Source organism: Sphingorhabdus sp. (assembly GCF_050921905.1).
Classification (GTDB): Bacteria; Pseudomonadota; Alphaproteobacteria; order Sphingomonadales; family Sphingomonadaceae; genus Sphingorhabdus_B.
This window is the reverse complement of the sequence record NZ_CP050888.1, coordinates 1,414,929-1,437,607: the sequence shown is the minus strand read 5'-3', so window position 1 is coordinate 1,437,607 and position 22,679 is coordinate 1,414,929. Positions and strand designations below refer to the sequence as shown.

Annotated in this window: 20 protein-coding genes and 1 pseudogene; 8 read left to right on the top strand and 13 right to left on the bottom strand. The window is 54.4% G+C overall.

All coding sequences use genetic code 11. The annotated features are described in order from the left end of the window. Positions 1–8 precede the first annotated feature (8 nt). The gene (locus tag HEQ18_RS06820) at positions 9–1,379 is read right to left on the bottom strand and encodes an FAD-binding oxidoreductase (protein WP_432814144.1); all 1,371 of its coding nucleotides are present in this window, start codon (positions 1,377–1,379) and stop codon (positions 9–11) included. Between the two features lie 57 nt (positions 1,380–1,436). Here HEQ18_RS06820 and HEQ18_RS06815 point away from each other — a divergent pair, with 57 nt between their 5' ends. Genes HEQ18_RS06815 through HEQ18_RS06805 form a run of 3 tightly spaced genes read left to right on the top strand, consistent with a single transcriptional unit; the run spans position 1,437 to position 4,668 of the window. Further along, on the top strand, positions 1,437–2,474 hold the full coding sequence (locus HEQ18_RS06815) for an SIS domain-containing protein (RefSeq protein WP_432814143.1): 1,038 nt from the start codon (positions 1,437–1,439) through the stop codon (positions 2,472–2,474). After that, a complete protein-coding gene (gene nagA, locus HEQ18_RS06810) occupies positions 2,471–3,607 on the top strand; it encodes an N-acetylglucosamine-6-phosphate deacetylase (RefSeq protein ID WP_432814142.1) in 1,137 nt (378 codons plus the stop codon). The genes HEQ18_RS06815 and nagA overlap by 4 nt, the downstream gene beginning before the upstream one ends. Continuing rightward, positions 3,604–4,668 carry a beta-N-acetylglucosaminidase domain-containing protein gene (locus HEQ18_RS06805; protein WP_432814141.1) on the top strand — a complete coding sequence of 355 codons (1,065 nt, stop codon included), beginning with the start codon at positions 3,604–3,606 and terminating at the stop codon, positions 4,666–4,668. Before nagA ends, HEQ18_RS06805 begins: the two co-directional genes overlap by 4 nt. On the opposite strand, the gene HEQ18_RS06800 is transcribed toward HEQ18_RS06805, so the two are convergent. The 4 genes and pseudogenes from HEQ18_RS06800 to HEQ18_RS06785 all read right to left on the bottom strand — a co-directional run bounded on the left by HEQ18_RS06800 (position 4,640) and on the right by HEQ18_RS06785 (position 8,043). Next, a complete protein-coding gene (locus HEQ18_RS06800) occupies positions 4,640–5,521 on the bottom strand; it encodes a BadF/BadG/BcrA/BcrD ATPase family protein (RefSeq protein WP_432814140.1) in 882 nt (293 codons plus the stop codon). The two genes, HEQ18_RS06805 and HEQ18_RS06800, sit on opposite strands and share 29 nt — an antisense overlap. Next, complete coding sequence (locus HEQ18_RS06795; RefSeq protein ID WP_432814139.1) at positions 5,518–6,636, bottom strand: anhydro-N-acetylmuramic acid kinase; 1,119 nt, start codon at positions 6,634–6,636, stop codon at positions 5,518–5,520. The genes HEQ18_RS06800 and HEQ18_RS06795 overlap by 4 nt, the downstream gene beginning before the upstream one ends. 110 nt (positions 6,637–6,746) lie before the next feature. Beyond that, positions 6,747–6,902 (bottom strand): annotated as a pseudogene (locus HEQ18_RS06790) (ATP-binding protein); the annotation flags it as partial. Between the two features lie 85 nt (positions 6,903–6,987). After that, complete coding sequence (locus tag HEQ18_RS06785) at positions 6,988–8,043, bottom strand: LacI family DNA-binding transcriptional regulator (protein WP_432814138.1); 1,056 nt, start codon at positions 8,041–8,043, stop codon at positions 6,988–6,990. Between the two features lie 176 nt (positions 8,044–8,219). Between HEQ18_RS06785 and HEQ18_RS06780 the strand changes: the two genes are divergently transcribed. The 5 genes from HEQ18_RS06780 (at position 8,220) to HEQ18_RS06760 (ending at position 14,395) form a co-directional block, all read left to right on the top strand. Further along, on the top strand, positions 8,220–10,667 hold the full coding sequence (locus tag HEQ18_RS06780) for a TonB-dependent receptor domain-containing protein (protein ID WP_432814137.1): 2,448 nt from the start codon (positions 8,220–8,222) through the stop codon (positions 10,665–10,667). Positions 10,668–10,752: 85 nt separating this feature from the next. Further along, complete coding sequence (locus tag HEQ18_RS06775) at positions 10,753–11,889, top strand: glycoside hydrolase family 68 protein (RefSeq protein ID WP_432814136.1); 1,137 nt, start codon at positions 10,753–10,755, stop codon at positions 11,887–11,889. Beyond that, the gene (locus HEQ18_RS06770; protein WP_432814135.1) at positions 11,886–12,782 is read left to right on the top strand and encodes an ROK family protein; all 897 of its coding nucleotides are present in this window, start codon (positions 11,886–11,888) and stop codon (positions 12,780–12,782) included. The genes HEQ18_RS06775 and HEQ18_RS06770 overlap by 4 nt, the downstream gene beginning before the upstream one ends. Next, positions 12,782–14,092, top strand: a complete 1,311-nt coding sequence (locus HEQ18_RS06765) for an MFS transporter (protein ID WP_432814134.1) — start codon at positions 12,782–12,784, stop codon at positions 14,090–14,092. The genes HEQ18_RS06770 and HEQ18_RS06765 overlap by 1 nt, the downstream gene beginning before the upstream one ends. Positions 14,093–14,167: 75 nt before the next feature. Further along, positions 14,168–14,395 carry a transposase gene (locus HEQ18_RS06760; protein ID WP_432814133.1) on the top strand — a complete coding sequence of 76 codons (228 nt, stop codon included), beginning with the start codon at positions 14,168–14,170 and terminating at the stop codon, positions 14,393–14,395. Between the two features lie 245 nt (positions 14,396–14,640). Here the strand turns inward: HEQ18_RS06760 and HEQ18_RS06755 are convergent, their stop codons facing one another. The 8 genes from HEQ18_RS06755 to HEQ18_RS06720 form a co-directional block, all read right to left on the bottom strand. After that, positions 14,641–16,452, bottom strand: a complete 1,812-nt coding sequence (locus HEQ18_RS06755; RefSeq protein WP_432814132.1) for a DUF885 domain-containing protein — start codon at positions 16,450–16,452, stop codon at positions 14,641–14,643. 141 nt (positions 16,453–16,593) lie between these two features. Next, complete coding sequence (locus HEQ18_RS06750) at positions 16,594–17,304, bottom strand: prolyl hydroxylase family protein (protein WP_397580507.1); 711 nt, start codon at positions 17,302–17,304, stop codon at positions 16,594–16,596. Positions 17,305–17,316: 12 nt separating this feature from the next. After that, positions 17,317–18,585 carry an amidohydrolase family protein gene (locus tag HEQ18_RS06745; protein ID WP_432814131.1) on the bottom strand — a complete coding sequence of 423 codons (1,269 nt, stop codon included), beginning with the start codon at positions 18,583–18,585 and terminating at the stop codon, positions 17,317–17,319. Between the two features lie 104 nt (positions 18,586–18,689). Beyond that, a complete protein-coding gene (locus HEQ18_RS06740; RefSeq protein WP_432814130.1) occupies positions 18,690–19,520 on the bottom strand; it encodes an RcnB family protein in 831 nt (276 codons plus the stop codon). A gap of 124 nt (positions 19,521–19,644) precedes the next feature. After that, a complete protein-coding gene (locus HEQ18_RS06735) occupies positions 19,645–20,358 on the bottom strand; it encodes a M15 family metallopeptidase (protein ID WP_432814129.1) in 714 nt (237 codons plus the stop codon). Continuing rightward, positions 20,334–21,683, bottom strand: a complete 1,350-nt coding sequence (accC, locus tag HEQ18_RS06730; protein WP_397606493.1) for an acetyl-CoA carboxylase biotin carboxylase subunit — start codon at positions 21,681–21,683, stop codon at positions 20,334–20,336. The genes HEQ18_RS06735 and accC overlap by 25 nt, the downstream gene beginning before the upstream one ends. A gap of 2 nt (positions 21,684–21,685) precedes the next feature. Then, the gene (gene accB, locus HEQ18_RS06725) at positions 21,686–22,153 is read right to left on the bottom strand and encodes an acetyl-CoA carboxylase biotin carboxyl carrier protein (protein ID WP_432814128.1); all 468 of its coding nucleotides are present in this window, start codon (positions 22,151–22,153) and stop codon (positions 21,686–21,688) included. A gap of 44 nt (positions 22,154–22,197) precedes the next feature. Beyond that, positions 22,198–22,638: a type II 3-dehydroquinate dehydratase gene (locus HEQ18_RS06720; protein WP_397606491.1), complete on the bottom strand. Its 441-nt coding sequence runs from the start codon at positions 22,636–22,638 to the stop codon at positions 22,198–22,200. Between the last annotated feature and the right edge of the window lie 41 nt (positions 22,639–22,679).

Sequence of the window (22,679 nt, the reverse complement as noted above, 5' to 3'; positions counted from 1 at the left end):
TCGTGCCTCTAATCCAGGAAGATCTTGCCGGGATTGAACAAACTTGAGGGGTCCAGCGCATTTTTTATCTGCCGCATGGTCGCTACGCTGTTCGCACCATGCTCGCGGCGCATGGCTTCTCTTTTACCCAAGCCGATCCCGTGCTCGCCCGTGCAGGTGCCGCCTACCGACAGCGCGTGGTCGATCATCGCCTCATTGATAATACGTGCCTTGTCCCAACTCGCCATATCCTCCACCTGCAATATGAAGAAGACATGGAAATTGCCGTCACCGACATGACCCAGTATCGGAGCAAACAGGCCGGATGCTTGTATTGCAGTTTTGGCGCGGGTGATGGCATCGCTCAAATGGCTTATCGGCACACAAATGTCGGTGATCCATGCAACGGCTCCGGGAACCATATTTTTCGCAGCCCATAGCGCCTGATGGCGCGCCTTCCACAAGGCATTCCGGTCTTCGGTAGCGCTTGCAAACTGAAGCTTGCCGCCGCCATTGCTGTCACCCATAAGCCGAACCAGGTCCAGTTGGTCGGCAACGCCAGCGTCTGATCCGTGAAATTCGAGGAACAGCATCGGCTTTTCGGGCAACCCCAGAGCACTTTGCCGGTTACAGGCCCGGATTGCTGCTTCGTCAAGCAACTCCATTCGCGCGATGGGCACGCCCGACTGGATCGTGGCGATGACGGTATCGACCGCGCCCTCGATGGTGCCAAAGTCCCATGTTGCCGCAAGGATTTTTTCAGGCTGGCCATGCAGGCGCAAACTTGCCTCAACGATCAGGCCAAGCGTACCTTCAGCGCCGGTATAGAGGTGCGTTAGGTCATAACCGGAAGCTGACTTTCGGGCGCGCGTTCCTGTCGAGATAAGGCTGCCATCGGCAGTCACCACCTTCAGCCCAAGTATATTCTCGCGCATGCTGCCATAACGGACGGTCGTTGTTCCAGAAGCGCGTGTTGAAATCATGCCGCCAAGCGAGGCGTTGGCACCGGGATCGACCGGAAAAAACAAACCAGTCGCACGAATATCTTCGTTGAGCTGTTCACGCGTCACGCCCGGCTCGACAACACATAACAGGTCGGCTGCGCTGACCTCAACGATCCGGTTCATTCTGCTGAAATCGATACACAGAGTATCGGCATTTATTGCAGCGGCATTGCCCTCGAGTGAAGTTCCTGCGCCATAGGCGACAATCGCGTAGTTTTCTTCTGCTGCCTTTTTCACCAGCAGCTTCACTTCATCGATTGCTTCGGGCTGGGCAACAAGTGACGGCGGTTGGTGGGCGTGAAGACCTTCGCTCTGAGCATATTGCGCCAGCGCCGAACTGGCTGTGACAAGGCGGGTACCGAACTGGTCGCCAAGGGACTGTGCAAGACTGTTCATTTATTCGCCAATAGCAGTGTTGCACCGACACGTAAATTGGTATTATATAGGTATTATATGAATGACCCAACCCGAACATTAATGTATGCAGAAGCCTCGCAAGCCAGGCAAGTTGCTGCCCTGCAATATGCGTCTAACGCTGGGCTGATTGCCGACTTAGTGCAAAAATTGCGCGCTCTCGATCCGCAAATCATCTTCACATGCGCGCGGGGAAGTTCCGATCATGCAGCGACATATGCCAAATATCTGATCGAGACGCGCCTTCGGATTCCCGTCGTTTCGCAGGCGCCATCGATCAGTTCGATATATGGCGCGCCGCTTCTCCATATGAAGAATCAGCCGTTCATTCTCATCTCGCAATCCGGGAAAAGCCCTGATTTGTTGCTATCGGCCGATGCGGCGCGAAAAGCCGGTGCGCTGGTCATCGCTTTTGTAAATGACACAAGTTCACCGCTCGCAGAGCTAGCCGAAATAGTTGTGCCGTTGCATGCCGGACCAGAGAAGAGTGTTGCAGCGACCAAAAGTTACATAAACACATTATGTGCATTCGCGCATCTTGTGAGCCATTGGAGCGGCGACAATGAGGCGCAGGAAGCCGTGGAAAGGCTCCCTGAAACTCTGAAAACAGCTTGGGCCAAAGATTGGTCCGCAGGAGCAGATCTTCTACACGATGCCCATAGCATGTTCGTACTTGGCCGCGGGTTGACCCTTGGCGTCGCGCAGGAGGCAGCGCTCAAATTCAAGGAAACGAGCGGCATTCATGCTGAGGCTTTCAGTATGGCGGAGGTCGTGCACGGACCGATGGCACTGGTAAAATCGGGATTTCCACTGTTGATATTTCCTCCGCTGGACAAGGGAGCCGTTGGTCTCGATGCAATTGTCCATCAGTTTCTCGGCCGCAATGCCAAGATTGCCGTGGCCGGTCAGCAATTTGACGGGGCCGTGATGTTTGGCCTTCCAGAACGATTGAATAGCGTCACTGCCCCTATTGCAATGGTGCAGAGTTTCTACGCCATGGTGAATGCAATATCGGTAAAGCGCGGCTATGATCCGGATCACCCACCCATGCTGCAAAAGGTGACCGAAACGATATGACCATGACGGCTTTGCTGGGCGCGCGCATATTTGCGGGCAATATTTGGCATGAAGAGCATGCGCTTATCGTCAGCAATGGCAACATCAAAGCTTTGGTGTCGGCAAATGCCTTGCCGGACAATGTGTCAGTGCAAAGACTTGACGGTGGCATGCTTTTGCCCGGTTTTATTGATACGCAAGTGAACGGCGGCGGGGGCGTCCTGTTCAACGACCAGCCGAACGTTGAAGGCATAACCGCCATCGTCGAGGCGCATCGAAAGTTCGGCACGACTGCGATGTTGCCAACATTGATCAGTGACGATCTTGACGTTATCGCCAAGGCCGTCGCTGCCGTCGATGATGCTATCAAGGCCGGTGTTTCGGGGATTGTAGGAATACATATCGAAGGTCCGTTTCTCAATGCAGGCAAGCACGGAATCCATGATTCCCAGAAATTCCGGGTACTGGATGACGAAGCGATCTCACTTTTATCCTCCCTGAAATATGGAAGGACGCTGGTCACGCTTGCGCCAGAGCTTGCGCCTCCAGGAGCCATCGCCGCGCTGGTAAAAGGTGGCGTCATAGTTGCAGCAGGGCATACGCTGGCAACTTATGATGACATGAAGCGGGCGATCGACGAAGGCCTGTCTGGCGTCACCCATCTGTTCAACGCGATGACACAGATGGACAGTCGAGCGCCCGGCGTCGTGGGAGCCAGTCTCGACAGCGATCTCGTCTGCGGAATCATCGTTGACGGACATCATGTCCACCCCGCATCGCTGCGCGCAGCATATCGTGCCAAGGGTAGTAACGGACTGATGCTTGTCACAGATGCGATGCCCACCGTCGGCTCTCGCATCAAGGAATTCACAGTGAGTGAAACCCATGTAACGGCCAGCGAAGGTATGTTGCGCTCCGGCGATGGCACACTCGCTGGCTCCGATCTCGATATGGCCAGCGCGGTAAGAAATTGCGTACAACTGATGCAGACTGATCTCGGTTCGGCTTCCCGAATGGCAAGTGCTACGCCTGCAGAATTTTTGGGGCTTGGTAATGCACACGGTCAGATAGCTGCCGGATTTAGGGCAGATATCGTTCATCTCGATGACGGGCTCAACGTCAGGAATGTCTGGATAGCGGGCAAAAACGCATGATGCCTGAGCTGGGCGTTATCGAGGGCTATTTTGGCCGTGCGTGGAGTTGGGAAGATCGCGCTGAAGTCATCAATAGGCTCGCGCCTATGGGCTATGCATTCTTCCATTACGCGCCCAAGATCGACAGCCATCTGCGCCGCAACTGGCGTAACATACATGACGAGGCCGAAACGAAAAATCTTCGGCGCTTTATCGAGCACTGCGCAAGCCACCGTGTCAAGTCAGGTATCGGATTGTCGCCTTATGGCGCGCATATCAATTTTGACCGCACGACCAAGGATGCGTTGAAGGCAAAGATCGCCTATCTCAATATGATTGGCATCGACGATCTCGTGATCCTGTTTGACGACATGCGCGGCGATTATGCCGATCTTGCCAAGCGACAGGCCGAAATAATTGATTTCGCCATTGGGTGCAGCAAAGCATCGCGATTTTTCATGTGCCCGAGCTATTATTCCGACGATCCTTTGCTTGACCGCGTGTTCGGGCAAAGACCGGAAGCTTATCTGGAAACGCTTGGAAAGCTTCTGGACCCGGCGATTTCCGTCTACTGGACTGGTGAGGAAGTATGCTCTCGCGAATTCGGCGTCGGGCATCTTGTCAGTGTTGCGGAACTACTGGGCCGCAAGCCGTCTATTTGGGATAATTATCCTGTGAATGACGGGCCACGGATGTCAAACCATCTCCATCTGCGTGCATTCACCGGCCGTCCCGCAGCCATGGGATCCCATATCGCACATCATGCAATCAATCCTGCATCGCAGCCGATACTGAGCTGCGTTCCGGCGCTGACCTTGCCGTTATGCTATCGCAGAGGGGAGGCATATAGTTACGCGGCGGCATTTGCCGAAGCAGCGACTACCGTCTGCGGTACCGACTTCGCCTTCCTGCTTCAGGAAGACCTCAATCTGCTAGAAGACCGCGGCCTGTCGGGCATTGCCGATAGGCTAGCTGAGGTTCGTCAGAAATATGCTTCCGTCGACCATCCGGCAGCGAGAGAGATCGTTGACTGGCTGTCTGGAGGCTATGCGATTACTGGCGAGATGCTTCGGACCCAATAGGGCGGCCCGCAAGTATCAAAGCGCCATCAAGTGCATCACCAAGAGCATCCTGCAGTTGCGCAACAATCCGCACGCGCAGCCAGGGCTTCATCCGTTCCGCAAGTCCGCCCATCAAAACGCATCGAGGTGCTCCGCGTGAAATAATGGTCTCGATAAACCTTTCGATATGCAGCGCTGCATCGCGAACAATTGACAGGGCGATCTCGTCACCATTGTCGGCATAGTCCATCACCAACGGAGCAAAGCGCGCGTAATCACCCGGCGCTGCGTCATCCATCCAGGCGATTACGCGCGGGATGGCATGATCGAACTGTTTTGTTACCGCCTGACTTAACGGTGATGGTTTGGTCCTGCCGTCCAGAGCGCGCAAAGCATGCCTGATGGCGCTCAGACCTAGCGCCGCGCCGCTCCCTTCGTCGGATATCGGAAACCCGTACCCACCGATACTGAAGCTGTCTTCGCCTCGCTTAACCAGACTGACGCTGCCTGTTCCAATAATCAGAATGGCGCCGTCACCACCCCTATGCGCACCCAAATTGGCGATCATTGCATCGCTTGTAAACTGGACGTTCGCGAACGGGAAAGCTAGTGCCTGGATTTCGGGCTTCATTCCCATGCGGTTGATGCCTGCAATACCCATGCCGCAACGGATTTTGCGCGCATCCTCCTCGCTCAAGCCGGCTGCGCGGACCGCCTGCATTGAAACGTCAAGCAATGTGGTATGAAGGTTATCGAGGCCGATGCGCGTATTCGCCGGTCCCGCAATGCCCGAACCCAGGACATTGCCGCGTTCGTCAGTCAATCTCGATTTGCTCGAAGTGCCGCCGGCATCTACTCCAAGAAACAGGTTCATGCTGATACCTTTTTTGCTAAGATTTGGTCGGGCTTTGTTAACACTCCGCCGGACATTGGCTCTGCGACGCCGGTGGTGCCGGGATATGTTATCGGCAATCTATGTAGACAACGATACGCAAGATAGGCAAATCCTTGCGCCTCAATTGCATCGCCACCCCAGCCGAGATCGTCGGTCAGCACAGTTGGGATTCCGCAGTATGTTTCGATCATTTGGAGCATCGTATCATTCTTGCGTCCGCCGCCGCATACAATCAAGCGTTGAGGCATGGCGGGGAAATGTTTCAGTCCCATGGCGACGGCTTTGGCGGAAAACGCTGTTAAGGTGGCAGCGCCGTCCTGAGCTGAAAGTCCGTCCACTAAATTTAGACTAAAGTCTTTACGATCCAGCGACTTTGGAACCGATGCAGAAAAGAACGGGTGGTCGAGCATTGCGTGCAATGCCTGTTGGTCCACCGTCCCATTGGCTGCGAATTTACCACCTTCGTCGAACGGATAATTTGTTTTTCGAGACATCCAGTCGTCGATTAAAGCGCTCGCCATTCCGCAGTCAAACGCATGGAGCGCGCCGTCTGTGCCGATAAATGTGAGGTTTGCAACCCCGCCAAGATTGAGCACAGCCACTGGCTGCGAAGTATCTGCAAACAAAGCACGGTGAAAGACGGGGATGAGAGGAGCCCCTTGGCCGCCGAACATTACATCAAAGTTGCGCATATTGGACATTACCGGAATGTTCAGTTGGTTCGCCAAAAACGCAGGATTTCCAATTTGCCACGTCCAACCCAAGTCGGCACGATGCGCAATTGTGTGGCCGTGCAACCCGATCGCAGCGATTTCGTTCGCTGATACGCCTGACCTAGTGAGCAAGGCTTCGCTAGCTGCGAGATGCCGTTCATCAAGCAACTTTTCACAATAGTCTATAGCCCGGCTGGCGAAAGGTTGCTTGCTGGCCATTGCAATATCGCATGCATCGGAAATCACGGCCTTCAGGTTCTCGGGGTAAGGCTCAAACTGAAAGGCGATAGATTCGACCGCATTGCGACCGTCGGTTTTGATAAGCGCGGCATCAACACCATCGCGCGAAGTTCCAGACATAAGTCCGATAACAAACTGCATACCTAAACTGCTCACCGGATATTGGTATTATATTGGTATATAAGATGGCTGAATCGATGTCCATTGCTATTGTTGTATCGTGATCGCAATAGACACTGTCGCGTGCAGAAATAACCGGTAGTATTGGCCAAACGTTCGGTCATCTCCGCCTTGAGCAGTTGCGAGAGGATCGGCACAGCCGCTTCGAACGCAGGGGCACCCTGTTCGATCAGGTCGCTGACGGCGCCAGCCATGCCATACATCTTGAGGCCGCGAAGCACGACCATGATCGCGGCGCTGGCGGGTCACCGCTCCGCGTCAATCAACACAGCGGCATGAAGTTGCGATTATGCGACTTAAGTGGTCCTGACCCTAAGTGGATGATCGGCAAATCAAGCTTGGAGCCATTACAACAGACTTCGTTGCCTCACCCGCCATCCGCCGGAAAAGAATATCAACAAGATGAGCAGCGCCCGTCGCCAAGTCCTGTTTAATCGATGAAAGAGGTGGGGTAGTTTGTGCCGCTATCGAAAGGTCGTCATAACCGACCACGCGCACATCAGACGGGACACTCAAACCGAATTCAGACAGTGCACGAAGCGCGCTCATTCCTACGACATCTGATGCCGCAACGATTCCGTCGGGGACTATGCGCTTTTCGCTCAGTCGCGCCAAGATTGCTGTGTGGGCGTTTTCGGCGGTGAGATGGACAGGCAGATAGTCAATCGTTGCGTCAACACCCGCTTCCGCCAATGCTTCGCGACAACCGTCAAGTCGCTGTGCTATTTCAGGTGCAGCGGCATCACCGAAAAAGGCAATGCGTCTGCATCCTTTGTTAATCAGATGTTCGGTCGCTAGGCGTCCACCCAACTTGTTGTCCGAACCGACCGAACAGTAAACCTGTCCTTCGATGTGGCCGCCCCAAACCACTATAGGCAGATAGCGCGATGCTACTTCGTCGAGCACTGCAGATTGATCAGACTGTCCGATAATAATGACACCGTCTACGCGACCTGAGTCGACGAACTGAGCCAACCAATCTTTGTTCGATGGCAGCACGCGGGACAGCAACAAGTCATAACCGCGATCCGTCAACGCGTCGGCGAGGTGACCGAGCAATGCCATGAAGAACGGGTCTGAAATATGTTGCCCCGCCTCATGCCCCAAAGGTATGATGACGCCAACAGCACCCGTGCGGCGTGTCCGCAGATTGCGTGCAGCAATATTTGGGCTGAAGCCATGCGCGGTAGCCAGCATCCGGATTTTCTCGCTGGTGCGCGGTTTTACCAGGGATGAGCCGCTCAACGCCCGGGACACAGTGCCAGCCGAAACACCAGCCAACCGCGCAATATCTGAGATCGTGCGCGCGCGCGCATCTATGGGAATGGAAACATCTTGGGTTCTGGCTGGTCGTTTGCTCATCGCCATGGCTTTGTTCCAGATGCATTAGAAAGCAAGAAAAATTAGCGACCCATGATGCGCTAAGGGTCTATTAAATCGATTGCATTTTATTATTGCAATCGATTTAATTTCTTTATATCGATTGCACCTATGCGATGGAACAGTGGTTTAATTCCCTCGCGACGTTCAATTGGGGAGGAATTATGAAAATTCGATATAACCGCACGCTCGCTTCGACACTTGCGATTGTTGTAGCTACCGGAGTTGCTTCATCTGCTGTAGCCCAAGAAGCACCGATTCAAGATGCGACCATGACCGATGACGAGATAGTCGTTACCGCTGTTTCACGCGGCCAAAACAAGCTTGAAACTTCGATCTCTGTCAGCTCAATCAGCGAAGACGCCATTGCCAATGCCGCGCCGCGATCCGTTGCCGAATTGTTTCGCAACTTGCCCGGCATCCGTTCGGAAAGCTCAGGCGGCGAAGGCAATGCCAATATATCAGTTCGCGGTCTTCCTGTCGCATCGGGCGGATCGAAGTTTCTGCAACTTCAAGAAGATGGCTTGCCCGTATTGGAATTTGGCGACATCGCCTTTGGCAATGCGGACATATTTTTGCGTTCAGATTTCAACGTCCGGCGCGTTGAGTCGGTTCGTGGCGGATCGGCGTCGACCTTTGCGTCCAATGCCCCTGGCGGCGTCATCAACCTGATTTCGAAAACAGGCGAGCAAGAAGGTGGGTCGGTCCAAGGAACGCTTGGCCTTGATTACGGTGAATATCGCCTTGATGCGGATTATGGTGGAGCGTTGACTGACACGGTTCGCTTCCATGTCGGTGGTTTTTACCGCCAGGGTGAAGGCCCGCGCCGCGCTGGATATGATGGCAATAAAGGTTACCAGATCAAAGCCAACATCACAAAGGAACTGGCGAACGGTTTCATCCGGTTGAACTTCAAGCGTCTTGATGATCGTGCCATTGGGTATCTACCAAGCCCCGTGCGGGTTACCGGCACAAACTCTGATCCAAAATACCAAGGTCTGCCTAATCTCAGTCCTAATGAAGACACGTTGCATAGCGTGAACTTCACGCGTGTCCTTGGTTTGGATGGCAACAATAATGCCGCCATAAGCGATATTCGTGATGGTCAAAGGCCACTGGTCAATTCGGTCGGTTTTGAGGCGCAGGTTGAAATCGCTGATGGCTTGACGCTGACGGAAAAATTCAAATATTCTGACGTTTCCGGCAAATTTGTATCTCCATTCCCTTCGGGCATTGATACCGCACAATCGGTCGCCAACGGAATTGGCGGCGCGGGTTCGACTTTGTCTTACGCCAATGGGCCAAAAGCAGGACAGGCATATGCCGGTACCAACTTGCTCATCCCCGTGGTGCTGTTCAACACCGAAATCGAAAGCCTGAACAACATCGTAAACGACATTCGTCTTTCGAAGACGATGGATGCCGGTGGTGGTAATGTGACGGCAACGGCCGGGCTCTACAAATCGAGCCAGTCTTTGGCGACGACATGGAATTGGAACAGCTATCTTTTGGAGCCGACCGGCAATAATGCGGCGCTTATCAATGTCCGTAACGCGGCTGGTGTGTTGCAGACGGAAAATGGACTTGTGGGCTATGGCGCCACATTCTTCGGCAATTGCTGCCGCCGCGCTTATGATGTCGACTACAATATCAACGCCCCATTTGCTTCGTTAAGCTATGACACCGATCGCCTTTCGATTGACGGATCCATACGTTACGATTCATTGGAAGCACGTGGATTTGTGACCGCCGATGGCCCTGTTGTCACCAAAGATGTCAACGGCAACGGCACAATTTCGGTGCCTGAAACCAAGGTTACCGTCCTGCAACTTACCAGTCCGCAACCCATCAACTATAACACAAATTATTGGTCCTATTCGGGCGGTGTTAATTATCGGATAACCAGCGACCTTGCCGTGTTTGCACGATATAGCCGCGGCGGACGGGCAAATGCGGACAGAATATTGCTGAACAGCAACAATATCAGCGTAACGAGCGGTCAACTGCTTAACGATGACGTTGCGGTTGATTTTGTTAATCAAGCCGAATTGGGTGCGAAATATTCGTCTGATGGTTTGCAGATTTTCGGAACCTTGTTCCGCGCCACCACAGAAGAAGAAAATTTCGAAGCGACAACCCAAAAAGTGTTTAGCCGTGCGTATAAGGCGACGGGACTAGAGCTAGAGGGAAGCTATCGCAGCGGACCATTTTCGCTGACGGCGTCGGGAACCTATACCGATGCAAGCATCAGCCGCGATAATATTTCGCCTGCGAACGAAGGCAAACGCCCCCGTCGGCAAGCGCAATTGGTGTATCAGGTCACGCCGCAATATGATGGTGATCGTTTTACCGTGGGTGCCAATATTGTCGGGACATCTGCCAGCTACGCGCAGGACAGCAATGAGTTGAAGCTGCCTGCTTTCACCCAGGTGAATGCGTTCTTCAACGTGCGCCCCATGGAAAAAGTGCAGTTGTCATTGAACGCCAATAACTTGTTCAACACGCAAGGTTTCACCGAAAGCGAAGAAGGATCCATTCCAACGAACGGTATCATACGGGCACGATCCATCAATGGTCGCACCGTATCCGCATCTGTTCGGATTGATTTTTAATCCAATCTACAGCACGCCCTCCTCGGTATCGAGGTGGGCGTGTATTAGAAAATCCAATTCATAGTTCGTTTTATAAGGCACAGTTGTGATCGCATCGTTCTGGACTCCCAAACACGTTGCGTCGATTGCCGCTGCGCCAATCCCAGCCGCACCGGTCATTGCGGCAGGCGACCGATACGGCACCGTGCCCGGCTTTGATCATTGGGATTATTGGCCAGTCCAAAACCCGGATGGTAGCGTTGCTGACATCGCAAACGGCACATTGTGGATGGTGCTGGCCGCCCCTGCATCGGGTGATCCTATTGACCGACACCTGCACGCCCGCATCCGGCTTTTGCATGAAAAGTCGGGGCAGTGGACCGATTTAGGTTTCGTTTTGCCCGCCGGTCTAAACCCGGGTAATCGTGAATGGTCGGGATCCGCAATATTGACCGATGCACATCATGTAACTTTATTCTACACCGCAGCAGGATTGACCGGCACCTCTGGTGGATGGCAACAGCGGCTGTTTCAGACACAGGCGACTTTGACATTCGCTGACGAATTGCCGCAGCTAACGGGTTGGTCACCCCCCATTGAATCGGTTAAAAGTGATGGCCAGCATTATGTTATCGTCGATCAACTTGACGGAAAACCGGGCACAGTTAAGGCATTTCGCGACCCTGCTTATTTTTGTGATCCCGCTGACGGTGCAAGTTATTTGTTATTTGCAGCCTCTCTCGCACAATCCAGCAGCAGCCATAACGGGTGCGTAGGATGGGCGCGGAGTTCCTCGGAGGCGCACACCCAATGGGATTTATTAGCACCTTTGGTCGTCGCAGATTCATTTAATAACGAACTCGAACGGCCGCATCTGTTGTTTAAGAACGATCTATATTATCTGTTTTGGTCCACACAGAACTCGGTTTTTGCGCCAGACGGCCCTGCCGGGCCCACCGGATTATATGGCATGGTTGCAGAGACAATATCGGGTCCATACACGCCGTTAAATGGCAGCGGGCTTGTCATTGCCAATCCGGCAAGAGAACCCAGACAGGCCTATAGCTGGCAAGTTCTAAATGATTTGCGCGTCACCAGCTTCACAGATTATCCGAAGGCCGGATTACAAATATTAAGTTCCGACGATGCACGCACTTATTTCGGCGGTTCACTTGCTCCCATGATAAAAATAGTTTTAGATGGAGCAACGGCAACGTTGGCGTCCGGACCGGAACAGGCATGAACAATTACCGCATCAATGCGCGTGTCGGCGGGATTGAGGCGGGCGGCACAAAGATCGTCATGGGCGTTGGCACTGGTCCAAATGACATTGAAGCCCGTATGGTGATCCCAACGTCTTCGCCCGAAACCGTGTTGCAGAACATCATGGATTGGTTCGCTGATCAGGGCCCTATATCGGCACTTGGTATATCAAGCTTTGGCCCGCTGGATTTGGACCCTTTGTCTGAAACTTGGGGACATATAAACAAAACGACCAAGCCGGGGTGGAGCAATTTCAATTTTGCTCCCGCACTGCGCGCCGCTTTGGGTGTGCCGGTCGGTATTGATACGGATGTGAATGGCGCTGCGCTTGGGGAGGCAAGATGGGGCCGCGCCGCAGGCGCAGACAATCGCACATCGGTTTATGTAACCATTGGCACGGGCGTCGGCGGCGGGACGGTCGTCAACGGCGTTCCCATGCATGGTAAAGGCCATCCCGAAATGGGGCATATGCGACTACCCCGTCACCCCGCAGATACCGGGTTCGCCGGGATATGTCCCTTCCACGCCGATTGCTGCGAAGGGCTTGTCAGTGGCCCGGCGATCCTGAAACGATTTGGCGCAACCTTGTCCGATTTGCCGGATACCCATCCCGCGCATGAAATGATTGCCTGGTATCTGGCGCAACTTGCCGTCACGCTGCAATCGGTTCTGGCACCCGACGAGATTATTCTGGGCGGGGGGGTTATGAAGACCCCCGGACTGATAGAGCGCGTGCGCAAGGTCGCTGATATGTTGGCCGGCGATTATTTCGCAGTGTCCCCCGGCAGTATCATCATGGTACCAGCGCTTGGCGATAATTCAGGATTATTGGGCGCATTTGTGTTGGCACAGCGCGCAATGGAGGGGGCGTAATGTCAGAACAAGCAATTCAAAAACCAATATTGTCCATAACCAATCTTGCTCAGATGAACCTGGGTTTCTTTGGCCTCCAGTTCAGCTTTGGTCTGCAACAAAGCAATATGGGCCCGATTTATAATTATTTGGGCGCGGAAGAATCTACGCTGCCATTGCTGTTTTTGGCGGGGCCGGTAACGGGCCTGATCGTGCAACCGATCGTGGGCGCAATGAGTGACCGGACATTGTCCAAATATGGTCGCCGGACGCCGTATTTCCTTATTGGCGCGCTTTTGTGCAGCATATGCCTTCTGTTGATGCCGTTAAGCGCGGCGCTATGGATGGCCGTCAGTCTCCTGTGGATTCTGGACGCTGCAAATAACATCACGATGGAACCTTATCGTGCCTATGTTAGCGATCGCCTCGTTACGCAGCAGCAGCCAGCCGGGTTCCTGATGCAGGCCAGCTTTACCGGGCTGGCACAAACACTCGCCTATCTCGCGCCGGTCATCTTTGTGGCTTTAGGCATGAATAAGGATGCGGTTGACGCCAACGGTATTCCCCACATTGCCCATGCTGCATTTTATACGGGCGCGTTTCTGTCGATTACCACCATCGCATGGTCCGTATTCCGCATACGCGAACTTCCGCTCAGCGAAGCGCAGATCAAACACATTCGTGCAAATCCCTTGACGCCTAAAGCGACTATTTTGGAAATATGGAACGCCATCCGGGACATGCCGCTTACCATGCGTCAGCTCGGCCTGATGATGCTATTTCAATGGTATGGCATGTTTTGCTACTGGCAATATATTGTCAATGCCCTGGCGCGGGGCGTGTTTGACACCACGGATGCGGCCTCCCAAGGGTATCGGGATGCGGCGTTGCTCAATGGTCAAATTGGTGGCTTTTACAATTTCGTCGCGTTTCTGGCCGGCTTTGCTTTGATTCCTTTTTCGCGCCGGTTCGGACCAAAAATCATGCATGTCGTCAGCATTGGACTCGCAGGCATCGCCATGCTGACTTTGCCCTATATTGAAAATCCCGCTCTGCTTTTCATCCCGATGGTCGGCATTGGACTTGGCTGGGCCAGCATCATGGGCAACCCCTATGTTATAGTCGCGCGGTCAATCCCGCCAGAAAGAACCGGCGTGTATATGGGCATCTTCAACATGATGATCGTCATCCCGATGTTGATTCAAACGGTAACGCTGCCGTTTTTTTATGATAGCCTCTTAGGCGGAAATCCGCAGAATGTCATAATGCTCGCTGGCAGCTTCCTTTTGATCGCCGCAATTTTTATGACACGGGTCCGTGAACAGGCCTAGCTGGTGTTTACATTCATGCTTCCCAATCGTGTCATTGTCTGATTCAAGCTGCTGGCTGTATGGAGGTCAGCAGGGATGGATCGACAGGAACTGAGTGACGCGGTTTGGGAGCGGATATCCCCGCATTTGCCGGGCAAGGTGACAGACCCTGGACGGAGTGGGCGAGATAATCGGTTATTTGTGGAAGCTATTTTGTGGCTGGCCCGGTCGGTGGCACACCGTTTACCAGCGCTTCAAACGCTGGTGTCGTCGCGGCATTTGGGAGAGTCTTTTCAAGGTGTAGAGCCAAGACGCCGACTTTGAATACATCCTCGTTGACAGCACACTCATGCGTGCCCACCAGCACAGTGCCGGTGCCCCAAAAAAAAGCGATCAATCCGAAGACCGGTTTGAAGCTCACGCGCTGGGACGGTCTTTAATTTATGGAATGCGCTTTGTGCAAGTCACCTATCTAGGGTCAGGACCAGTTAAATCCTCCATTGAAGGTGGATTTAACAAGTCCTAGCCTTGGCTTTCCGGCAAGCATTCTCGCCGGGAAGCGCATCCGTTTATTTCGACCCTGATATCCAATCGTCGATTTTCTTTTCCAGAACAGTCAGCGGCAACGCGCCGGTGTTCAAAACCTGATTATGGAATTCGCGCACGTCGAATTTTTTGCCCAATTGCGTCTTGGCCTTGTCCCTTAGGCGCATGATCGTGAGCGCCCCGATTTTATACGCCAAGGCTTGTGTTGGAATGGCGATATAGCGTTCCACCTCTGCGGTTGCATCGGTTTTGCCCATGTCGCTGTTGGCGAGCATATAGTCGATGGCTTGTTGGCGCGTCCAACCCTTGCTGTGCAGGCCAGTATCAACCACAAGACGCATGGCGCGGAGCATTTCGTCCGACAATGTGCCGAAGCGTTGATACGGGTCCTTGTACAGGCCCATGTCATAGCCCAAGGTTTCGGCATATAGCGCCCAGCCCTCCACATAAGCGGTGTTACCGCCAAAGCGCATGAAGGCAGGCAATTTTTCATTTTCCTGCGCGATGCTGATCTGGAAATGGTGCCCCGGCGCACCTTCGTGCAGATAGAGCGTGGTCATGCCGGGGGTCGTGCGGCTTGGCAGGTCATAAGCGTTGAAATAAAATGTCCCGGCGCGCGAACCGTCGGGCGTTCCGGGCTGATAACTGCCGCCGGCTTCATATTTTTCGCGGAATTCTTCATAAGGTTTGATTTCAAGCGGGGCCTTGGGAAGATATTTGAACTGCGTCGAAATCTTGGCATCAACCTTTTTGCCAATGTCATAATAGCCTTGAGTCAAGGCATCGCGGCTGGCAAGTTTGAACTTGGGATCCGAACGCAAATGGTCAAAAAATTCCGGCAACGTGCCTTTGAACCCGACCTCCTTGCGGATCGCCTCCATCCCCGATGTGATTCGCGCCACTTCGGACAGGCCGAGATTGTGGATGTCGTCGGCCTTCAACGGCAAGGTCGTCGTCTGCTCGATCATATATTGATACAGGCCTTCGCCACCCTTCATCGCCGAAAGGCCGACCTGTTCGCGCGCCAAGGGCAAATAGCTGTCGCGTAGGAAATCGCGCAGGCGGGCATTGGCGGGGTAGAGGCCGTTTTCGACGATGTCGCGATATTCGGACGTGAGCCGCGCCTTGTCGGCATCGCTGAAACCTTCGGGGAATTTCAGGATCGGACCATAATAAGGCGATTCTTCGGTTTTTTGCGCAAGCTGCGTATTCAATTGATCGATGACGTTCGTGATCGTCATCTTCGTTTCGAACACGCCCGTCGCCATGCCCTGACGGAAACGGTCAATCGACCGATCTATCAGTATGATAAATTCTTTATGCCGTTTCAGGTTGTTGTCATAATCCTGAACCGTCTTGAACGGCGCAGCGCCCTGTCCGCTGGCAAAGGTCGGATAGAAGGTGTGAAAACCAGAAAAGTGATTGAGTGGACGGACGACGGTCAGGTCCATAACCTCTTTGGACAAGCCCTTGAGCGCATCGGTCTGGTTTTGTTTGAACACGTCATAGGCAATTTTGTCTGTCGCGTTTAGCCGGTCACGGTCGATGCTTTTCAGGGCCTCCAAATTGGCTTCGGCGGCTTTGCGTTCATTGGCGAAATAGGCATCGGAGATGAAATCGCCAAAACGGTCGGCATAACGCATGTCGCCCCGGAACATGGCGCTTAGCGGGTTACGTTGCAGGCTTGCCTCATCATCGGCGGCGAATAATGTCGACAGCTTCTGACTTTCGGTCGCGGCAGTTTCGGTCGCGGCGGTCTGCACCTGCGCCTGCGCGGCGAAAGGCGACAGCAAGGCAGCGCAGCTCAGCAAAAGGAACTGTGGTCTTATTCTCATGGAAAACTCTCCGAATTTATGTCAAATGCCTCAAAATTTTATGATATGGGATTGGCTCTTACTGTCCGCGGCATGTCGGCCAAGCACAAGATGATTTCGACAAACGACAATGCGCGGGTCGCAAGCGAAGTGCGATGCCTTTTAAGACATCTTTGCGGTCGTAATCTCCAGCCAGTCATTTTGCCGATACCATTTGGTGATGATATGCTTCACCCCGCGAATGACCGGCGTGCCGGTATGCAATGTTTTATAGTTGAGCGTCCCGTCCGGCTTTGCATTGTTCCACATCAGCATCATTCCGGCCTGCGGACGCACGCCAAGGCCAAGATGCGGGAATTCGGTTGCGCCGCCCTCTTTGGGTTCGTTCAAGAATATCATGGCGGTCCAACTGCGCTGCCCGCCTCCCGGGCCTTCCTGCTCCCAATAGCTTTGGCTTGGGTGAAAAAAATCGTGATGCGCTTTGAATTCTTGGCCAATCTGGTACCGCTGCCCCTGCATGGTTTCGGCATAATTATTGTCGATGCCTAGAACGTCGCTCATGCGTGCTTCGACTTTGGCGATGAATGCGTCCCACCGGTTCAGATGGCAACTGTAACTGGTGCGGAAGCCCTGTTGATCGGTGCCTTTGTACAAGGTGGAGGGAACGGCATCGGCATCAATTTTTGCAATCAATGTCTTGCAGTCTTTGGCGCTCAAAAACCCTTGATAGACATATAATTGCGCGTCTTCATGCTCGACCTTTTGGACAAGCGGATTGGCGTTCAACCTTTTGGTGACATGCGCGCCGATCCGCGCCAGCTTGGCGGGATCATTATTGGGGTCAAACTCTTTGGCTTGCGTATCTGTTTGCATAAGTTCACCGAATCACGGAACGATACGTCCTCTTACCATGACCCATTCGGCCTTTTCGAGAGTGCGGATGTTATTGAGCGGATTTTCATTCACCGCAACCAGATCGGCGGAATAGCCAACCGCAATCCGGCCGATTTCATTTTCAAGCCCAAGCGTTTTGGCAGCTATCGTGGTGGCGCTGGCAAGAGCTTCGGTCGGGGTCATCCCTGCATTCACCAATAAGGCAAATTCGCCGCCATTGCTGCCATGTTCAAATACGCCCGCGTCGGTGCCAAAGGCAACGGTAACGCCCATGGCCTTTGCGCGCCGGACATGACGGCCAGCGGCCTCAACAGCTTGCTTTGCCTTAACCTCAACCGTTGGGGTGTAAATGCCCTTGCCCAGACGGGCGCGCACACCCTCCAGCGCCATCAACGTCGGAACCAAAGCTGTGCCCTTGGCCTTCATGACCTTCAACGCCGCCTCATCGGCAAATGTGCCATGTTCGATGGAATCAATGCCTGCCGCCGATGCAGCTTCAATACCGCGCGCACCATGGGCGTGCGCCATGACTTTTAGCCCAAGCGAATGGGCGGTGTTGGTGATGGCAAGCATTTCGTCGCTGGTGAAATGCGCCTCCAGTCCGCGGCCCTGTTGCGACAAGACGCCACCCGTCGCAGTTATCTTGATAACGTCCGCGCCAGCGCGCGACGATTTACGCACTTTTTCAGCGCATTCGATTGGCCCTGTGCAGGTGTAGCCCGTTTCCAATGTCGCAATGACGTCGTTGCGGAACCCGGACACATCGCCATGCCCGCCGATGATCGACAAAGCGGGCCCTGCTGCGATAATGCGCGGGCCAATGATGCGGCCTTCCGCCGTGCCGCGCCGCAGTACAAATGCGGTATTTTGCGCAGAGCCAGCCTCACGCACGGTCGTAAAGCCAGCCTTGACCGTCAAGCCTGCGTTTTTGACACCCATGACAACGCCCCATTCATCGGGGTTCACCGCCTCGTCACGATAATCATCGCCAGGGTCGCCGGTTAAATGGACATGGAGGTCAATGAGGCCGGGGACCAAAGTCATGGTCGACAGGTCAACGACGCTGTCCGCCTGAAACGGATTGTTTGTGCCCTTGGCAATGTCTTTAATCCGCCCGTCTTCGACCAAGATAACGGCTGGCCCGGTGGGGCCGGTCGCAGCATCGGGGATGAGGTTGCCAACGATGATGGCTTGCGTCGCAGCGGACGCTGGCGCTGCGAACGACAAAGCCGCGCTTGCAAGTAATAGATAACGTAACATCAAAACCTCTCCCATTTTATGTGCGGGAGATTGGTCAGCTTGGGCCAAGGTTACAAGCAAAAAAGCCCGGACGGTGAAGTCCGGGCCTTTTAGCTTTTGCGTGCTTACCAGAAAAAGTCGCGAATGACATCAACGACACGGCCATTGCGCAGGTCCACCAAAAGGACATCGTCATAATAACGCACCCAGCGGTAGCTGCCATAAGCGGCGGGCAGGCGGTACCGCCACGGATCGTTGATCCAATAACGCGACCCATAATAGCCCGAACCTAACGAAAAGCCGACGGAAATGCGGCTATAATTGCGGCCACGGTACGGTGCGAAATAGCGCCCGGGACGGTAATAATTTCTGTTTTGTTCACGATAGCCGCGCCAGTTATAGCGGTTGTCATTGCGCCAATACTTGGTCCAGCGTCCATCCTGTGTCCGGTCCAACCGGCCATCGCGGTTCCGGTCATAGCGACGGTCAATGCGTTCATCATCATTGCGGTCAAGGCGGCGGTCCAGTCGGCCATCGCGGTTGCGATCCCAATTTCGGTCCAGATTGCCGTCGCGATTGCGGTCCCAGCGGCGGTCAAGTTCACCATCGCGGTTGCGATCATAATAACGACCGTCTTGGCGCGCTTCGCGGCGTTCGGTGCGGATAGCATCGGCGGCGCGCTCGCGGCGATCCACCAGTGGGGGTGGTGGCGCAATCTGAACGATAGGTGGACGTTCGGTCCGGTTTTGCGGCTGCTCGGCGCGGCGTTCTGCGCGTTGTTCCGGCGTCCGGTTGGGACGTGCCTCTTGCCGTTCGGCACGCCGCTCTTCGCGCTGAAAATCCGTATAGTCATCCACCATCATATCGGCGCGAACCGGTGCGCCCGGGGCGGCATGCGCCGCAATGGACGAAAGCGCCGACGCGGTCACCAAAGTCATCAGAATGTATTTTTTCATGGCAGGTCCCCATGGCAGAGGCACCATGCGTCTGCGTGTGGCACGGTCTGCATCGATTCTGCTGAAGCGAAGCTGAACTGTGTGTTCACGTTCATGAAAGGAGGCGTTTTCATGAACGGCGGGGTCAGCGGATTTTGTTGAACGGAATATCCATGACTGGGAACTGCTCCCACCCGGTAAAATCAAAATGCCACCATTCGTTGGATAGGCCAACAAATCCTTCGGCCTCCAAATAGCTTGCCAAGCGCGCACGATTGGCAATGGCCGCCGCAGACGCGCCCATATAATCACGGTGCGCTTTTTCCGAAAAATCATCGAACTCGCTGGGCATTTCGACAAGCTGGCCGGTTTGGAGATCATACAAGGTCAGATCGACCGCGCAGCCACGATTATGCTTTGACCCGCGTTTGGGGTTGGCGACATATTCCTTTTTCGGGCCAACCGGCGTTGCGTCCCACAGCTTTTTGGTAATACGCCAAGGGCGATACGCATCATAAATTGTCAGGCCAAAGCCATCGGACTGCGCCATTTTGCTGGCGCGTGCGACCGCTTGTGCCGCCGGAGCCGCCAAAAATGCCCGTGCCTCATCATACAACACCCGGCCGGTAAAATTGTTTGACGTCGCATAACGCATGTCGAGCCTGATTGCCGGATCAAGCTTCACCAATTCCAATAGGCGCTTGGGGTCATCGGGCTTGAGCGCGGCGGCCTTGTTCGCAGGAATGAACTGTACATCACGGTCGGGCCCTACGGGCGCGCAGCCGACAAGCGGCAGGGCCGCCAACCCAAACGCGACCGCACGGCGCGAAAGACTTATTCCGCGTCCTTCGCCAGCCATTCTTCAAGCCATTTGATGGTGTAATTGCCGTTCTGGAAATCAGGTTCTTCCAACAGGCGCTGATGCAACGGAATGGTGGTTTTCATGCCTTCAATCACAAATTCGCCCAGCGCACGGCGCAAGCGCATCAGACATCCTTCACGCGTTTGACCATAGACAATCAGCTTGGCAATCATGCTGTCATAATAAGGCGGGACCTTATAGCCATGATATAGGCCGCTATCGACGCGGACATACAGGCCGCCCGGCGGGTGGTACCAGGTGACCGTGCCCGGTGACGGCATGAACGTGCGCGGGTCTTCGGCATTGATCCGGCATTCGACGGCGTGGCCCGTGAAGGTCACATCCTCTTGGCTAAACGAAAGCGGCTTGCCTTCGGCCACGCGGATTTGTTCGCGCACCAGATCAATGCCCGTGATCATTTCGGTGACAGGATGTTCAACCTGCAACCGCGTGTTCATTTCGATGAAATAGAATTCACCATTTTCCCACAAAAATTCGATGGTGCCCGCCCCGCGATAGCCCATATCGGCCATCGCCTTGGCGCAGATATTGCCCATACGATCACGCTCTGCGGTGGCAAGCACGGGCGAAGGCGCTTCTTCCAAAACTTTTTGGTGACGCCGCTGCAAGGAACAATCGCGCTCCCCCAAATGGACAGCATGGCCATTGCCATCACCGAAAATCTGGAATTCGATATGGCGCGGGTTGCCCAGATATTTTTCAAGATAGACCGTCGCATCGCCAAAAGCGGCTTTCGCTTCGGACCCTGCTTGCTGCATCTGGGTCTCCAGCTCTTCTTCGCTGTTCACGACCTTCATGCCGCGCCCGCCGCCGCCAGACGCCGCCTTGATGATGACCGGATAGCCAATCTCACGCGCTATGGCCTTGGCTTCGCCGACATCGTCAATCGCGCCGTCGGAGCCGGGGACAAGCGGCAAACCTAATGCGCCTGCGGTCCGCTTCGCCTCCACCTTGTCGCCCATCGTGCGGATATGTTCGGGCTTGGGTCCAATCCATTTGATGCCGTGGCTTTCGACGATTTCGGCAAATTGTGCATTTTCCGACAAAAAGCCATAGCCAGGATGGATCGCATCGGCATGGCTGATTTCGGCGGCAGAAATAATCGCTGGAATGTTCAGGTAGCTGTCGGTCGCCGATGGCGGCCCGATGCAAATTGCCTCATCCGCCAGCCGCACATGCATGGCGTCGGCATCAGCGGTTGAATGGACGGCAACCGTCTTGATCCCCATTTCATGCGCCGCACGGTGAATGCGCAGCGCAATTTCGCCACGGTTGGCGATAAGGATTTTTTCAATGGCCATGTTTATGCAATCACCAACAGGGGCTGGTCAAATTCAACCGGCTGGCCGCTTTCGACCAAGATTTCGGTGACTGTGCCCGACGTGGCGGCGACAATCGGGTTCATGACCTTCATCGCTTCGATGATCAGGACGGTATCGCCGGCCTTCACTTGCTGACCCACGCTGACAAAGGGTGCCGCATCGGGTTCAGGGGTCAGATAGGCTGTGCCGACCATAGGCGATTTCATGGCGTTGGCGGATATCGCAGGTGCGCTTGGCGCGGCTGCTGCGGGTGCTGCTGCGGGTGGCGCGACGGGCGCTGCCATCATCGGCGCTGAAACGGCGGTCATTGTGCGGGATACGCGAATTTTGCGTTCGCCGTCCTCAACCTCAATTTCACTCAGTCCCGTGTCGTTCAGCATCGCCGCCAGTTCGCGGACGAGGTCCGTATCGACTTGCATGCTGCCAGTAGTTCCTGTCTTTGCCGCCATGTAAAACTCCTTGCGCCCCTGAATTTGCTTTGGAGCGCCTAATGTCAAAGTTGTAACGCTACGTCCAGCGCCAGTTCATACGACTTTGCGCCATGTCCGGCAAATACCGCTTTGGCGGCCATGCCAACATAGCTCAAATGCCGAAAATTTTCCCGCTGATGCGGGTCGGATAAATGCACCTCAAATACCGGGACAGTAATCGCCTTGATCGCGTCCAAGATCGCGATGGACGTGTGCGTATAGCCAGCAGCGTTCAACAGCACCGCCTTTGCGCCGACGGCTTGCGCTTCATGCAGCCAATCGATCAAATGGCCTTCATGGCTGGACTGCCGAAAATCAATGACGGCCCCTGCGGCACGGGCACGGTCGTCCAAATGGCCGGCGATATCATCCAGCGTATCTGTGCCGTAAATTTCGGGCTCTCTTGTGCCAAGCAAATTGAGATTTGGTCCATTCAGAACAAAGATTACCGGCTGGTCAGCCAAAGTATATTCCCCAGATAATGTCAAAGCAGCGGTTGCGCACA